We start from the raw sequence: 16,077 nt of genomic DNA, 5'->3' as shown, positions 1-16,077 counted from the left end.
CGTCCCCTACGACGCCGCGACCGCGACCAGAGCGAGTTCCGCTCCGTTTGCCAGTAACTCGTGGTGTGGCAGCACCCGGACGGTGTACCCGACCGCGCCGGAATGCCGCAGGGCGGTGTCCACCACGTACACCTCGCCGAGTTCGTCAGTCCCCGCGTGCGACATCTCCACGGTCACCACGTCGGACAGATCCTCGTCCGACCCGACCCGGCCGAGCACCGCCTGCACGGTCACCTCGGTCGGCTCGAGTCCGCCGAGCTGCAGGTACGCGCGCAGTGACAGTTCGGCGCCGATCACCGGGGTGTCCGGCAGCCCGGAACTGTCCACCTGCACCACCTGCACGGCGGGCCACGCCGCATCGACGCGTTCGCGATAGTGCGCCACCTGCCTGGCCCCCGCGTACCCGTCGGCGATCGCGAGCCGGGACGCCCGCGCGGCGGGTGCGTACAGGTCGACGACGTAGTCGCGGACCATTCGGGACGCCAGCACCTTCGGCCCCAGCGACTGCAGGGTGTGCCGGACCATCTCCACCCAGCGGGCGGGCACCCCGTCCGCCCCACGGTCGTAGAACTTCGGCAGCACCGACTGTTCAAGCAGGTCGTACATCGCGTGCGCCTCGAGGTCGTCGCGGCGCGCCTCGTCGAGCACGCCGTCCGCGGTCGGGATCGCCCACCCGTTCTCGCCGTCGAACATCTCGTCCCACCATCCGTCGAGGATGGACAGGTTCAGCCCCCCGTTGAGTGCCGACTTCATCCCGGAGGTGCCGCACGCCTCGAGTGGACGCAACGGATTGTTCAGCCACACGTCGCACCCCCAGTACAGGTAGCGGGCCATCGACATGTCGTAGTCGGGCAGGAACACGATCCGGTGCCGCACGTCGTGCCGGTCGGCGAACCGGACGATCTGCTGGATCAGCGCCTTGCCGCCATCGTCGGCGGGGTGGCTCTTGCCCGCAACCACCAGCTGTACCGGGCGATCGGGGTCGAGCAGCAGCGCCCGCAGCCGCTCCGGGTCCCGGAGCATCAACGTGAGGCGCTTGTAGGTGGGCACCCTCCTCGCGAACCCGACGGTGAGCACATTCGGATCGAAAACCTCCCGGGTCCAAGACAATTCGGCCTCGGTCGCACCCCGCTCGCGCCACGACGCCCGAACCCGGCGACGCACCTCGTCGACCAGCTGCCCGCGCAGGGCGGTGCGGGTCGCCCACAGTTCGGTGGCGTCCACCGTGGTCAGCCGCTCCCATCCGCGCGCCTCCTCGACGGACTCGGGGCCTGCGACCCGATGCGCGAGCTCCATCCACTCGCGGGCCGCCCACGTCGGGGCGTGCACCCCGTTCGTGACCGACCCGATCGGCACCTCGTCCGCGTCGAAGCCCGGCCACAGCTCGCTGAACATTCCCCTGCTGACGGTGCCGTGCAGCTTCGAGACCCCGTTCGCGCGCTGGCCGAGCCGCAATCCCATGTGCGCCATGTTGAACACCGACGGGTCGGACTCGCGACCCAGTTCGAGAATGCGGTCCACCGCAAGCCCCGGCAGCAGCGCCGACTCGCTCTCGCCCGCGGCACCGCCGAAGTAGCCCCGCACCAGATCCACCGGGAACCGGTCGATCCCCGCAGGCACCGGGGTGTGCGTGGTGAACACGGTCGCCGCCCGGACCGCGGCAAGGGCCGCACCCCAGTCGAGCCCGGTCCCGGTGACCAGTTCCCGCACCCGCTCCACGCCGAGGAACCCGGCGTGCCCCTCGTTCATGTGGAACACCTCCGGGTCGCCGAGGCCCTCCGCGCGGGTGTAGGCCCGGACCGCGCGGACCCCACCGATCCCGGCGAGGATCTCCTGCTTGATCCGGTGGTCCTGGTCGCCGCCGTACAGGCGGTCGGTCACCCCACGCAGTTCCGGATCGTTCTCGGCGATGTCGGAGTCGAGCAGCAACAGCGGAACCCGGCCCACCTGCGCGATCCACACCCGCGCCCGCAGCACCCGCCCACCGGGCATCGCGACGTGCAGCAGCACCGGCGCCCCGGACTCCGGTTCGGCAAGCAGCCGCAGCGGCAGGCCCTGCGGGTCCAGGGACGGGTAGTGCTCGGCCTGCCACCCGTCCGCCGTCAGCGACTGCCGGAAGTACCCGGACCGGTACAGCAACCCGACGCCGATCAGCGGCACCCCGAGGTCGGAGGCAGCCTTGAGATGGTCGCCCGCGAGGATGCCGAGGCCGCCGGAGTAGTTCGGGAGCACCTCGGTGACCCCGAATTCCATGGAGAAGTACGCGATTCCGCTGGCCAGGTCGCGGTCCTTCGCCTGCTGATTCTGGTACCAGCGCGGCCGGTCGAGGTAGTCGTCGAGATCCGATTCGAGGCGGTCGAGTTCGGCGACGAACCCGGCATCGGCGGCGAGCGCGTCCAGTCGCGCCGGCGCGACCTCTCCGAGCATCCGGACCGGGTCGTGGCGCACCCGAGTCCACAGGTCGGGGTCGATCCGGGCGAACAGGTCCTGAGTCGGCGGGTGCCACGACCAGCGCAGGTTCGTCGACAGCCGGCCCAGCGCGGACAGCCGGGCGGGCAGGTGGGCACGGACGGTGAACCGACGCAAGGCTTTCACCTGGCGAAGACTACCGATCCGGCGGGCATTGGTCCTGTCCTGCGGACGCCGCGTCCCGCGCGGACACCCGACCGCAGCCCGTAAGGTCTCCTGCATGACCGGGCGGATAGGCATCGACGACGTCGTCCCCGACATCGAGGGAGGCAGACACCCGGCGAAGGCCGTGGTCGGCGAGACCTTTCCGGTGACCGCGTCGGTGTGGCGCGACGGGCACGACGCGGTCGCCGCGACGCTCGCGGTCCGCGGCCCCGGGTTCACCCGAAGCATCCGGATCCCGATGCTGCCCGGCCCGCTGCCCGACACGTTCGCCGCGGCCTTCACCCCCACCTGCCCCGGCACCTGGACCTACCGGGTGGAGGGGTGGAGCGACCCGCTCGCCACCTGGCGGTCCGCGGTCGAGGCCAAGCTGGCGGTCGGGCAGGGTCCGACCGAGTTGGCCAATGACCTCGAGGTCGGTGCCCGGCTGTTCGAGCGGGCCTCGCACGTCGTGCCCCGCGGGGATCGGCACCGCTGCCTCGCCGTCGCGACGGCGCTGCGGAGCACGCAGCCGTTGCCGCAGCGGGTGGCGCCCGCGTTCGCGCCCGCGGTCACCGACCTGCTGCGCGCCCATCCGCTGCGGGACCTGCTGACGAGGGGCCGGGCGCTCCAGGTGTGGGTGGATCGCACCCGAGCCCTGTTCGGATCCTGGTACGAGTTTTTCCCCCGGTCCACCGGCGGACGGGATGCGGAGGGGCGGCCGCGGCACGGCACCTTCACCACGGCCGCGAACGCGTTGCCCCGGATCGCGGCAATGGGATTCGACGTGGTGTACCTGCCGCCGATCCATCCGATCGGACGGGTGAATCGCAAGGGCCCCAACAACTCACTGACTCCGGGACCGGACGATGTCGGATCGCCGTGGGCGATCGGATCGCCGGAGGGCGGCCACGACGCGATCCACCCCAACCTGGGTACGATGGCCGACTTCCGGGCGTTCGTCAGCCGGGCGGGCCGGCTCGGACTCGAGGTCGCGCTCGACCTCGCCCTGCAGTGCGCCCCCGACCATCCCTGGGCGGCAGCACATCCGGAGTGGTTCACCGTCCTGCCCGACGGCACCATCGGGTACGCGGAGAACCCGCCGAAGAAGTACCAGGACATCTACCCGATCAACTTCGACGACGACCGCGACGGCATCTACACCGAGGTGCTGCGCGTGGTCCGGTTCTGGATCGCGGCCGGTGTCAGGATCTTCCGGGTCGACAACCCGCACACGAAGCCACCGGACTTCTGGGAATGGCTGATCGCGGAGGTCAAGACCACCGACCCGGATGTGCTGTTCCTGTCCGAGGCATTCACCCGCCCGGCCCGGATGTACGGGCTCGCCAAACGCGGGTTCTCGCAGTCGTACACGTACTTCACGTGGCGGGTGTACAAGCACGAGCTGATCGAGTTCGGGCAGGAGATCGCCGCGAAGGCGGACGAGGCCCGGCCGAACCTGTTCGTCAACACCCCCGACATCCTGCATGAGAGCCTGCAGGTCGGCGGGCCCGGCATGTTCGCGTTGCGCGCCGCCCTCGCCGCAACCCTGGCCCCGACCTGGGGCGTCTACTCCGGATACGAACTCTACGAACACCTCCCGGTGCACCCGGGCAGCGAGGAGTACCTGGACTCGGAGAAGTACCAGCTCCGGCCCCGCGACTTCGACGGCGCCCGGGCCCGCGGCGAATCGTTGGAGCCGTGGCTGACCACCCTGAACCGGATTCGCCGCGCGCACCCGGCCTTGCAGCAGCTGCGCAACATCACCTTCCACCACGTCGACAACGACTCGCTGATCGCCTACTCGAAGTTCGACCCGGTGACCGGCGACGCGGTGCTGACCGTGGTCAACCTGGACCCGTACGCCGCCGAGCAGGGCATGATCTGGCTGGACATGCCCGCGCTCGGCCGGGACTGGCACGACCGCATGACCGTGCTCGACGAGGTGTCCGGCGAGCAGTTCGACTGGGGGCAGACCAATTTCGTCCGGCTCGAGCCCTGGCGCGCGGTCGCACACATCCTCGCACTGCCCCCGATCCCCTACCCGGCGCGGCTGCACCTTGCGCACCGCCCGCCCGCGTCGTGAGCGCCATCGTTCCCCGCGGCGCCGCGCCCGACCCCGGCGACCTCGCCCGCCTGCTCGCCGGGACCCACCACGACCCGCACGCGCTCCTCGGTGCGCACAGCCATCCTGGCGGCACCCTGATCCGCGCGTTGCGGCCGAACGCGGTCGCGGTCGCGGCGCGCATCGGCCGCACCGACCACCCGCTGGTCCGGCTCGCCGACGACCTGTTCGGGGCGGTGGTTCCGGTGGAGGACCTGGTCGACTACCGCCTGGTCGTCGAGTACCCGGGCGGGGACACCACCGTCGTCGCCGACGGCTACCGCTTTCTCCCGACCCTCGGCGACCTGGATCTACACCTGCTCGGCGAGGGCAGGCACGAGCGGTTGTGGGAGGTCCTCGGAGCCCACCCGCGCGCATACACCACCCCGGACGGTGCGGTGCCGGGCACGTCGTTCGCGGTGTGGGCACCGAACGCGGCGGGGGTCGCGGTGATGGGCGACTTCGACGGCTGGGTGGGCAGGCAGGCCCCGATGCGGGCGCTCGGGTCGACCGGCGTGTGGGAGGTGTTCGTCCCCGGGGTCCGGCCCGGCGACCTGTACAAGTTCCGAGTGCACTGCCGGGACGGGTCGGTGCGGGACAAGGCCGATCCGATGGCATTCGCGACCGAGGTTCCGCCCGCGACCGCGTCCCGGGTGACCCGGTCGGACCACGTCTGGTCGGATGCCGAGTGGGTCGCGGCGCGGCGCCGCCGCGAACCCAACCAGGAACCGATGAGCATCTACGAGATCCATCTCGGGTCGTGGCGTCCGGGGCTGGGCTATCGCGACCTGGCGCGGCAGCTCGCGGAGTACGTGCGCGCGTGCGGATTCACCCATGTGGAGTTGCTGCCCATCGCCGAGCACCCGTACGGCGGCTCCTGGGGGTACCAGGTCACCTCCTATTACGCGCCGACCGCCCGGTTCGGCTCCCCCGACGACTTCCGCTGGTTCGTCGATCACCTGCACGGTGCCGGGATCGGGGTCATCGTCGACTGGGTGCCCGCGCACTTCCCCAAGGACGAGTGGGCGCTGGCCCGGTTCGACGGCGAGCCCCTGTACGAGCACGCCGACCCGCAGCGAGGCGAGCAACTCGACTGGGGGACCTACGTTTTCGATTTCGGGCGTGCCGAGGTCCGCAACTTCCTCGTCGCGAACGCCCTGTACTGGATCGACGAGTTCCACGTCGACGGGCTCCGGGTCGACGCGGTCGCGTCGATGCTCTATCTGGACTACTCCCGACCCCCCGGCGGCTGGACCCCGAACATCCACGGCGGCAGGGAAAATCTCGAGGCCGTCGCGTTCCTGCAGGAGATGAACGCGACCGTGCACAAGCACCACCCCGGCGTCGTGACCGTCGCCGAGGAATCCACCGCGTGGCCCGGCGTCACCCGCACCACCACGGTCGGCGGCCTCGGCTTCTCGATGAAATGGAACATGGGCTGGATGCACGACACCCTCGGCTACCTGGGCCGCGATCCGGTGCACCGCAGCTTCCACCACCACGAGGTCACGTTCTCGCTGATGTACGCGTGGAGCGAGCACTACCTGCTGCCGGTCAGCCACGACGAGGTGGTGCACGGCAAGGGCACGCTGTGGTCCAGGATGCCCGGCGACGACCGCACCAGGGCCGCGGGGTTGCGGGCGCTGCTCGCCTACATGTGGGCGCACCCGGGCAAGCAACTGCTGTTCATGGGCCAGGAGTTCGGGCAGCGCACCGAATGGTCGGAGGAACGCGGCCTCGACTGGCGGCAGCTCGACGACCCGCACACCGGTGCCCTGCAGCGGGGGGTGCGCACCCTCGTCGGCGACCTCAACGCCGTCTATCGCGCCCATCCGGCGTTGTGGACGCTGGACACCTCGCCGGGCGGCTATTCGTGGATCGACGCCAACGACACCGAGAACAATGTGCTCAGCTTCCTGCGGTACGGCACCGACGGCTCGATCGTCGCGTGCCTGTTCAACTTCTCGGGGTCGCCGCATCAGCACTACCGGGTCGGCCTGCCCGAGCCGGGTCGCTGGCGGGAGATCCTCAATACCGACGCCGCCGCCTATCACGGAACCGGGTTGGGTAACTTCGGTGAGGTGACCGCCACCGGCACCCCCTGGCACGGACGCCCCGCGTCCGCCGAGGTGACGCTGCCCGGCAACGCCGCGATCTGGCTGCACCGGGAACTGCCGTGACCCGGCTCCCGATCGCGTTCGCGGCCGCCCTCGCCACCGTCCTGGTCGCCGGCTGCGGTCAACTCGTGGACGGGCACGCGGTGTCGATCTACGACGACCCGTTCACCGTCGCCGGACTGGCCGCCACCACCGGGCCGAACGGTCCGCGGCCCGGCGCCCCGGAACCGTCACTCGCCGTCCGGGGCGGCGACGGGTCCGCCGCCGACCGTCTCGCCGGCGCGGCCGTCGACGACCTCGCCGCATTCTGGACCGTCGAGTACCCGCGCGCGTTCGCCGGGGATTTCCGGCCGGTCACGGACCTGATGTCGTGGGACCCGGGCGTTGCCCCCGCGCGGTCCGGGACGTTCTGCGGCGACAGCACCCACGGCGTCGCCAACGCCGGCTACTGCATCCGTGACGGCTCGATCGGCTGGGACCGCACCACCCTGCTGCCCGCGCTGATGGACACGTTCGGCCCGATGGCGGTGGTGATGGTGATCGCACACGAGTACGGGCACGCCGTGCAGCACGACTCGGGGCTGGCCGGCGACGACGACCCGACCCTGGTGCTCGAGCAGCAGGCGGACTGCTTTTCCGGCGCGTACATGCGGTATGTCGCGGCGGACCGGTCCGCACAGTTCACCCTCAACACCTCCGAGGGCCTCAACTCGGTGATGGCGGCGATGGTCGCCGTCCGCGACACCGACCCGAACGATCCGAGTGCCGTCCACGGCACCGCGTTCGAGCGGGTCACCGCCTTCCAGATCGGGTTCACCGACGGCGCCCGCGCGTGCACCGGGATCGACGAGGCCGAGGTCGAGACCAGGCGCGCGCAGCTCCCGCACCAGTTCACGACGCCCGGCGACATCGGCGAGACCGCGGTGACCGAGCGGACCGTCGACCTGACCGTGGATTCGCTGCAGTCGGTGTTCGCGCTGCCGGAACGCCCCCGGGTCTCGTTTGCCGGCGCGGACACCGGGTGCCCGGACGCGACCACCACCGAGCCGGTGTCGTACTGCCCCGCGACCCGCACGATCGGGGTGTCGATGCCCGCCCTCGTCGAGCGCGGGACACCACACGACGGCAACGTCGACGACCTCGCCAGCGACATCCGCGGCGACTTCGGCGCCTATGTCCTTGTCGCGTCCCGATTCACGCTCGCCGTGCAGCAGCACACCGGCGACTCCCTCACCGACCCCAAGACAGCGTTGCGGGCGGCCTGCCTGTCTGGGGTGTGGACCGCGGCAACGGCGTCCGGCTCGGCGGGCGGACTGAGCCTCTCGCCGGGCGACCTCGACGAGGCGGTGTCCGGACTACTCACCGACGGACTGATGGCATCCGACATCGACGGGGTCACCGTCCCGAGCGGCTTCGCCCGGGTCGACGCCTTCCGGTCCGGGGTCCTCGGCGGGCGCGACGCCTGCACCAACCGGTACCAGTAGCGCTCCGCTAGTACAGCGCGGAGGCGAGCTTGCGGCGGGCGGCGACGACGAGCGGGTCGGCCTGGTCGAAAAGCTCGAACAGTTCGAGTAGCCGGGTGCGGACCGTGGTCTTGTCGTCACCGGCGTACCTCCTGATCGCGTCGATCAGGAGCGTGAACGCCTCCTCCGGCTGCTGGGTGTAGAGCAGCGCGTCGGCGGCGTCGAGCTGGGCGGCAACGTTCGCGGGTTCCGCGGCGGCGGCCGTGACCGCGTCCGGGGCGACGTTCTGCACCCGCGCCAGGAACCGCACCTGACGCTGCGCGGCGACGGCCTGCTTGTTGCCCGGCTCGGCGTCGAGGATCGCCTGGTACGCCGCCTCGGCGCCGTCAAGATCGCCGTCGGCGAGCGCGTCCTCGGCGGCAACGAACCGCGGGTCCTCGGGTTCCGGTTCGGCACCGTCGACGGGCGGCGGACCCGACAGCTTGCCCGCGGTCGCGGCCAGCACCTGCCCGAGCCAGCCCTGCACCTGGTCGACGGGTTGCACACCCTGGAAGTCGGCGATCGGCTGGCCTGCCGCAACGGCGACGACGGTCGGGATGCCCTGCACACCGAACGCCTGCGCGATCCGCATGTTCGCGTCGACGTCGACCTTCGCAAGCACCCAGGTCCCGTCGCCGTCCAACGCGAGCGACTCCAGCTCACCGGCGAACGCGACACTCGCGTCGCTGCGCGGGGACCACAGTGCGACCAGCACGACCACCTGCATCGACCGTTCGAGAACCTCGGCCTCGAAGGTGGCTTCGGAGACGTCGACGACGGGCGACAGCCCCGTTGCCGAGCCGTCCCCTGCGGGGGTCGATGCGGTCGGCGCGGCAGGCGGCTGCGGTCGATCCTTCAGGCCGGACAGATCCACTGCACCGGACATGGCTGCCGCCATCGCGGCGGATGGACGTGCGGGCTGACGAGAACCGGGTCGAGTCACGGTGCCAGTTTGTCACAACAGGCCAGCGCCCCGGACAGCACAGCGCCCCCGGACCGCGGACGGTTCGGGGGCGCTGGGCATGCGGATCAGACGGCGTCGAGCTCGCGTGCGGTGGCAGCGGCGGCCGGGGTTGCGGACAGCTCGCCGAGCTGACCGGTCCGCTTCGCCCACCACTCGAACAGGATCGTGAAGAACGGCGGGATGCTCGAGAGCAGCGCCAGCCCGGTCGTGACCAGGTTCCACTTGAGGGCACGTGCGGTCAGCAGCGCGACGACAATGAACAGGACGAACACGGCACCGTGCAGCATGCCGAAGATCTGCACACCGATCTCGTTCGGGTAGATGTCCTGATCGGGTACGCGGTCACCGGTGAAGTACTTGAAGAACATGCCGAGGAGCAGACCGGCCCAGGTGAATGCCTCAAGGATTGCGACAAATCGGAACCGCTTGGCCGGGGTGCTGAGATCGAAGATGTTCGCCATGACCGCCATTGTGCCGGGCATCTACGACGATCCGTCGTTGCTGTGGGAGACATCACGGCCCCGACGGGATGCGTCGGGGCCGCGACCGGAGTAATGCCTCCCCGGTCAGCGCTGCGGGACGCGGAGGATCAGGGCATCACCCTGCCCACCACCACCACACAACGCCGCCGCACCGATGCCGCCGCCGCGGCGCTGCAGTTCCAGGGCCAGGTGCAGCACGATCCGGGCACCCGACATCCCCAGCGGATGCCCCAACGCGATCGCGCCACCATTGACGTTCACGATCGCCGGGTCGATCCCCAACTCCCGCGTCGAGACGATCCCGACCGCGGCGAACGCCTCATTGATCTCCACCAGATCCAGCTCCGTCGGCGCGATGCCCTCCCGCGCGCAGGCCTTCGCGATCGCGTTCGCCGGCTGCGACTGCAGCGTCGAATCCGGTCCGGCGACGACGCCAGCGGCACCGATCTCCGCGATCCAGGACAGCCCGAGCGCCTCCGCCTTCGCCTTCGACATCACCACCACCGCCGCGGCACCATCGGAGATCTGCGACGCCGACCCCGCCGTGACGGTCCCGTCCTTCGCGAACGCCGGACGCAGGCGGCCGAGGGATTCGGCGGTGGTGTCGGCGCGGATCCCCTCGTCCTCGCGCACCACGACCGGGTCGCCCGTGCGCTGCGGGATGGACACCGGGACGACCTCGGCGTCGAACAGGCCGTCCTTCCGCGCCCGCGCCGCCCGCTGGTGCGAGGCGGCGGCGAACGCGTCCTGCTCGGCGCGGGAGACGAACCTCGCACCGTCGTTGGCGGATTCGGTGAGGTTGCCCATCGCCTGGTCGGTGAAGATGTCGTGCAGGCCGTCGTAGGCGAGGTGGTCACGCAGGGTGACGTCGCCGTACTTGAACCCGGCACGGGACTTTTCGAGCAGGTGCGGGGCGCGGGTCATCGACTCCTGACCGCCGGCGACGACGATGTCGAATTCGCCTGCCCGGATCAGCTGGTCGGCCATCGCGATCGCGTTGATCCCGGACAGGCACACCTTGTTGACGGTCAGGGCGGGCACGTTCATGGGGATGCCTGCGGCGACGGCGGCCTGCCGGGCGGGGATCTGGCCTGCGCCCGCGGTGAGGACCTGCCCCATGATGACGTAGTCGACCTGGTCGCCGGTGATGCCTGCCTTGTCGAGGGCGCCGCGGATGGCGATGCCGCCGAGGTCGGATCCCGAGAAGTCCTTCAGTGCGCCCTGCAGGCGTCCCATCGGGGTGCGGGCCCCGGCAACAATGACTGAACTGGTCACGACTTCCTCCAACGATCACGAGCGAGTCGGTCACGACCCGCGACCACCGTCGCGGCACCCCATCCGACTGAGAACTACCAAAACGGTAGCGCTAACGTCGGGGGTATGACACAGACCACCCCCGCCGGCTCCCCGCTGGCCTCCGAACTGGTGACCGCCATCGATCATGTCGGCATCGCGGTTCCCGATCTCGACGCCGCCATCGCCTGGTATGGCGAACACCTGGGCCTGGTGTCGACGCACGAGGAGGTGAACGAGGAGCAGGGTGTCCGCGAGGCGATGCTGTCCGTTCCCGGCAGCCCGGACGGCAGCACCGCGATCCAGCTGCTCGCACCGCTCAACGAGGCCTCGACGATCGCGAAGTTCATCGATCGCAACGGTCCGGGCATCCAGCAGATGGCGTACCGGGTGACCGATCTCGACGCGATCTCCGAGCGGTTGCGCGCGGGCGGGGTCCGGCTGCTGTACGACGCACCGAAGCGGGGCACCGCCGATTCGCGCATCAACTTCCTGCACCCCAAGGACGCGGGCGGCGTGTTGGTCGAGCTCGTCGAGCCTGCGGCCAACCCCACCCACTGAGCGCAGACCGCGGCCGCACTCGTCGGCGCCGCACTCGATAGGCAGCCCCACCGTGCGCCCACCCCCGCGGGCGCACGGTGGCGCACGTCACAACCCACCTGCCCTGCCCCCCACGTCCGCCACCGGCGGTAAATTGGTACGCATGGCCTACGATCACGACCGCGGGATGCCGTTCACCATCGTCCGCAAGGGATACGACAAGGACGAGGTTCGGCGTTACTTCGACCGTTTCGACACCGAGCTGCGCGTCACCGCCACCGACCGTGACGCTGCGGCCGCCCAGGCCCGTGATCTCGCGCATCAGCTCGAGGACTCCCGCGACGAGATCGATTCGCTGCGCAAGGACGTCGATCGACTGTCGGTTCCGCCGACCACCGCGGAGGGAATGAGCGAGCGCATCTCCCGCATGCTGCGGCTGGCCTCGGACGAGGCGTCCGAGGTGCGGGCGAAGGCGCAGGCCGACGCCGCCGAAATGGTCTCGATCGCCGAGCAGGACGCCACCGCATTGCGCGGCAAGTACGAGGCGAAGCTCGCCGAGCTCACCGATCGCCGGTCCGCGATGGAGACCGAGCATGAGCAGACCATGGCCCGCGCCCGCACCGAGGCCGCCCGCACCGTCGAGGCTGCGCAGTCCGAGGCCGCCCGACTCGAGGCCGAGTCCGACGCGAAGCGCACGCGGATTCAGCAGGACTTCGAGATCACGATGAGCGAGCGGCGCACCAAGGTCGTCACCGCGGTCGAGGAACTCGAGGCGTCCAGCAAGGCCGAGGCCGAGCGCCGACTGACCGATGCGACGAACGAGGCGCGCCGACGCCTGCAGACGGCGACCGAGCAGGCCGAGAAGCGCATCGCCCACGCGAAGGAACTTGCCGAGGAGCTGCGCGTCCTTCGGGGCCGAATTCTCGCTCAGCTCTTGGGAATTCGAGGGCAGCTCGACTCCGTTCCGGCCATGCTCGCCTCCGTCAACCGGGAGGGCCAGTTGCTCGACGGCGTGGCGGAGTCGAAGAAGGGCGACGACGACGCGGACGACCAGTCGAACCGCGCCGACCACGACCCGGAGGACGAGGAGCGCGGCGGATCGAATAAGCCCGCAGCCCCGAAGACCGGTCAGAAACCGGTCACGACCAACGTCGGGTGATCCCGCGCGATCCGCGCCCGTTCCAGCAGCCGGTGTGCCAGTGCCTGCGGTCCTCGGCCCCGCCGAGCCCGTCGGCAGGCCACGCCACCACATGCGCGACGCCCGTCTGGATCTCGTGGTCACATCCGGGGCACCGGTAGGTCTTGACCGCCCGGGTCCCGGGGATCTGCCGCACCAGATAGCGCTCGTCGCCGTGACCGCCGGGGCCGCTCTCGGCGCGGGGCCCGTTCAGACCCACCGGCGACGGGGCGCCGGACCTGCGATTGTTGTTGCGTCGAGGCATGGGATCAGCGTAGCCACTGCCCGGCGACCCGGTCAGAAGAGCCGGAACTCGGTGCTCTCGATACCCCGCATCGCCTCGTAGTCCAGGATCAGGCACCGGATTCCGCGATCCTCGGCGAGGGTCCGCGCCTGGGGCTTGATCTGCTGCGCGGCAAAGACACCCGTGACCGGGGCGAGCAGCGGATCGCGGTTGAGCAGCTCGAGATAGCGGGTCAGCTGCTCGACGCCGTCGATCTCGCCGCGACGCTTGATCTCAACGGCGACCGACGCGCCCCGCTCGTCCCGGCACAGGAGGTCAACCGGGCCGATCGCCGTCATGTACTCGCGCCGCACCAGGCTGTAGCCGTCACCGAGGGTCTCGACGTGCTCGGCGAGCAGTTCCTGAAGGTGCGCCTCGACGCCGTCCTTCACCAGCCCCGGATCGAGACCGAGTTCGTGCGACGAATCGTGTTCGATCTCATCGATCGTGATCCGCAGCTCCTCGCCGGCCTTGTTCGTCACCACCCACAGCGCCCGGCCGTCGTCGTCGCCGTTCTCGACCAACCAGCACGGCGGACTCATCCAGTTGAGGGGCTTGTACGCCCGATCATCGGCGTGGATGCTCACCGAGCCGTCCGACTTCACCAGCAGCAACCTGCGTGCCATCGGCAGGTGGGAGGTGAGTCGTCCGACATAGTCGACCTGGCAGCTGGCAATCACGAGACGCACGGCCACCACCCTAGATCACCGCCAGCCCGATGCCCTCATGCCTCGCACCACCGCCGGCATCTCCCCGCTACTGTGAGTCACACCATGCGCCTACCCCGCACCACCGCACCGCTCGGGTCACCGATCCTCGGCGATGTCGACGAGAGTCCCCGCATTCGCCGGATCCGCGTCCAAATTCTGCTCACCACCTCGCTGATGCTGTCGAACCTCATCGGTGCGCTGCTCGTCGGCCTGCTGTTCCTCGTCGTCATTCCGGGGCCGGCGCTGTTCACCCGCGAGTTTCTCATCGTCAACGCCGTGATCGCTCCGCTGTACGTCGGAGTTGCGCTGATGATCGGCACCGCGTGGGGGACGACGATGGGCATCCGGGACCTGCGCTGGGCGGTTCGCGGACAGGTCCCGACCCGCCGCGAGGCCGCGGCGGCGCTCGCGATGCCATGGCGGCTGACGTGCATCCAGATCGTGTTGTGGGCGGGTGGGTTCGCCCTCTTCACCACCGCCTACGGCCTGCTCGATCCGGAGACCATTCCGAAGGTCTCGCTCACCATTGCGATGGGTGCGATCACGGTGTGCGCGTTTAGCTATCTGCTCAGCGAGTTCTCGTTGCGCCCCGCGGCAGCGCGCGCCCTCGAGGCAGGCGATCCACGACGGGTGCGGATCTCGGGTGTCACCGGACGCGGACTGCTCGCGTGGGTGCTCGGGACCGGCGTCCCGGTGGTGGGATTGATGCTGGTGGCGGTATTCAGCCTGGTCCGGCGCGATGTGGACGCCACCCAGGTGAACGTCTCGATTCTTGCGCTCGGCGGCGTCACTCTGGTGTGCGGATTTGCCCTCACCCTGCTCGGACTCGGAGCGACCGTCGCACCGATCCGGGCCGTCCGGGGGGCGATGTCTCGCATCGAGCAGGGCGACCTCGACGCCGAGGTTCTCGTGTACGACGGCACCGAACTCGGCGAACTCCAGAGCGGATTCAATCGGATGGCCGAGGGTCTGCGGGAACGGGACCACATCCAGGAGTTGTTCGGTCGGCATGTTGGCCGCGACGTCGCGGCGGCGGCGATCGCGCGGGACCCGGAACTCGGTGGCGAGGAGCGTCAGATCGCCGCCTTTTTCATCGACCTTGTCGGGTCGACGGAGATTGCCGCGACCCGCCCGCCTCGAGAGGTCGTCGACCTGCTGAACCGGTTCTTTGCGGTGGTGGTCGACGAGGTCGACGCGCACGGCGGCCTGATCAACAAGTTCGAAGGTGATGCTGCCCTCGCCATCTTCGGCGCCCCGGCGGATCTCGACAGCCCCGAGCGATGCGCGCTCGCCGCGGCCCGACGCATCCGGGACCGCCTCCTCGATGAGGTGCCGGACTGTCGGGCGGCGATCGGAGTCGCCGCGGGAATCGCGGTGGCAGGCAATATCGGTGCCCGCGATCGCTTCGAATACACGGTGATCGGGGATCCCGTCAACGAGGCAGCGCGCCTGTGCGAACTGGCGAAGTCCATCCCCGGCGCCCTTGTCGCATCCGAGCGCACGGTCGCCGCAACCGATGGGCTCGCGGACGGAACCTGGGTCCTCGGCGAGTCCGTCACCCTGCGCGGCCGCACCACCCCGACCCGCCTCGCCACCCCTGCCTGAGGGGCTCCGCGACCGAGTGCACGTTGGGTCGGGCGAACCCCGGCTGGCAGGCCGAACTCCCCTGTGCACACCCGTTCTGCTGCATGCACACGGGAGTTCGGCGCTGAATACCCGTGCGGATGCCGCATTCCCCGTGTGCACACCTCGTCTGCGTGATGCATGCCGGCGGTCGCGTGCGCCCCCAGGTCGAGGCCAGCAACACCCGTGCCGACCGGGCAGCGGTCGTGTGCACATAGCTGATGCGTGCACGTGGAAGGGTTGCGACGCGCGCAGAGAGGTTCGGCGCGCACCGGACCGCGAGCGAGTGGCACCCCCCGTGTGCACACGGCTTCTGCCGCGTGCACACCGGTGTTCGGCGCGCAATCTGTCTGCGGACGCGGCAGCGGGCGGGTGCACACCCGCTGTGTCACCGCCGCATGCGTTGGCTGGCGGGCGGCGTCGGTGCTTGGTCCGTGGTCGGGCCGGCGGCAGCGGCGTGGTCACCCGCACTGTGCACACGGCTTCTGCCGCGCGCACACCAGTAATCCGCGCTCAACACCCCCGCGAACACCACATCCCCCCTGCGCACACGGCTTCTGCCGCGTGCACACACCCACCCCCCACCGGGCGACCCACCCCCGAAAACGCCGAAAGCCCCGGAACCCAACCCCCCAAAAGGGGTCAAGTTCCGGGGCTCCCGAACAAGTAATG

At 70.1% G+C, this 16,077-nt stretch carries 12 protein-coding genes; 6 read left to right on the top strand and 6 right to left on the bottom strand.

The features are described from left to right. Window positions 1-6: 6 nt before the first annotated feature. Complete coding sequence (glgP, locus tag ACFWQG_RS04615; RefSeq protein ID WP_378506419.1) at window positions 7-2,595, bottom strand: alpha-glucan family phosphorylase; 2,589 nt, start codon at window positions 2,593-2,595, stop codon at window positions 7-9. Between the two features lie 94 nt (window positions 2,596-2,689). Here glgP and ACFWQG_RS04610 point away from each other — a divergent pair, with 94 nt between their 5' ends. From ACFWQG_RS04610 to ACFWQG_RS04600, 3 genes are read left to right on the top strand one after another with little or no spacing between them, the layout of a single operon-like run. Then, complete coding sequence (locus ACFWQG_RS04610; protein ID WP_378506418.1) at window positions 2,690-4,696, top strand: maltotransferase domain-containing protein; 2,007 nt, start codon at window positions 2,690-2,692, stop codon at window positions 4,694-4,696. After that, the gene (gene glgB / locus ACFWQG_RS04605; RefSeq protein ID WP_378506417.1) at window positions 4,693-6,894 is read left to right on the top strand and encodes a 1,4-alpha-glucan branching protein GlgB; all 2,202 of its coding nucleotides are present in this window, start codon (window positions 4,693-4,695) and stop codon (window positions 6,892-6,894) included. The genes ACFWQG_RS04610 and glgB overlap by 4 nt, the downstream gene beginning before the upstream one ends. Next, window positions 6,891-8,315 (top strand): metallopeptidase, encoded by a 1,425-nt coding sequence (locus ACFWQG_RS04600; protein WP_378506416.1) that lies wholly within the window; start codon window positions 6,891-6,893, stop codon window positions 8,313-8,315. Before glgB ends, ACFWQG_RS04600 begins: the two co-directional genes overlap by 4 nt. A gap of 7 nt (window positions 8,316-8,322) precedes the next feature. On the opposite strand, the gene ACFWQG_RS04595 is transcribed toward ACFWQG_RS04600, so the two are convergent. From ACFWQG_RS04595 to ACFWQG_RS04585, 3 genes are all read right to left on the bottom strand, one after another. Continuing rightward, on the bottom strand, window positions 8,323-9,219 hold the full coding sequence (locus ACFWQG_RS04595; protein WP_378506415.1) for a tetratricopeptide repeat protein: 897 nt from the start codon (window positions 9,217-9,219) through the stop codon (window positions 8,323-8,325). A gap of 143 nt (window positions 9,220-9,362) precedes the next feature. Further along, entirely contained in the window at window positions 9,363-9,767 is a 405-nt protein-coding gene (locus tag ACFWQG_RS04590; protein WP_378506733.1) for a DUF3817 domain-containing protein, read from the bottom strand. 96 nt (window positions 9,768-9,863) lie between these two features. Further along, window positions 9,864-11,054: an acetyl-CoA C-acetyltransferase gene (locus ACFWQG_RS04585; RefSeq protein WP_378506414.1), complete on the bottom strand. Its 1,191-nt coding sequence runs from the start codon at window positions 11,052-11,054 to the stop codon at window positions 9,864-9,866. A 105-nt stretch (window positions 11,055-11,159) separates the two neighbouring features. Between ACFWQG_RS04585 and mce the strand changes: the two genes are divergently transcribed. Beyond that, window positions 11,160-11,633, top strand: a complete 474-nt coding sequence (gene mce, locus ACFWQG_RS04580; protein ID WP_378506413.1) for a methylmalonyl-CoA epimerase — start codon at window positions 11,160-11,162, stop codon at window positions 11,631-11,633. A gap of 142 nt (window positions 11,634-11,775) precedes the next feature. Then, entirely contained in the window at window positions 11,776-12,771 is a 996-nt protein-coding gene (locus ACFWQG_RS04575; RefSeq protein WP_378506412.1) for a hypothetical protein, read from the top strand. Here the strand turns inward: ACFWQG_RS04575 and ACFWQG_RS04570 are convergent. Both ACFWQG_RS04570 and nucS read right to left on the bottom strand, forming a co-directional pair. After that, the gene (locus ACFWQG_RS04570; RefSeq protein ID WP_378506411.1) at window positions 12,752-13,054 is read right to left on the bottom strand and encodes an ATP/GTP-binding protein; all 303 of its coding nucleotides are present in this window, start codon (window positions 13,052-13,054) and stop codon (window positions 12,752-12,754) included. The genes ACFWQG_RS04575 and ACFWQG_RS04570 overlap by 20 nt on opposite strands. Before the next feature lie 32 nt (window positions 13,055-13,086). After that, a complete protein-coding gene (gene nucS, locus ACFWQG_RS04565; protein WP_378506410.1) occupies window positions 13,087-13,761 on the bottom strand; it encodes an endonuclease NucS in 675 nt (224 codons plus the stop codon). An 84-nt stretch (window positions 13,762-13,845) separates the two neighbouring features. On the opposite strand from nucS, the gene ACFWQG_RS04560 reads away from it, so the two are divergent. Then, on the top strand, window positions 13,846-15,387 hold the full coding sequence (locus tag ACFWQG_RS04560) for an adenylate/guanylate cyclase domain-containing protein (protein ID WP_378506409.1): 1,542 nt from the start codon (window positions 13,846-13,848) through the stop codon (window positions 15,385-15,387). The last annotated feature ends 690 nt before the right edge of the window (window positions 15,388-16,077 follow it).

This window comes from Rhodococcus sp. NPDC058532, assembly GCF_042719255.1.
Taxonomy (GTDB): domain Bacteria; phylum Actinomycetota; class Actinomycetes; order Mycobacteriales; family Mycobacteriaceae; genus Rhodococcus_G.
Note: the sequence above shows the minus strand (reverse complement) of the source record. Positions and strands in the feature narration are given on the sequence as shown.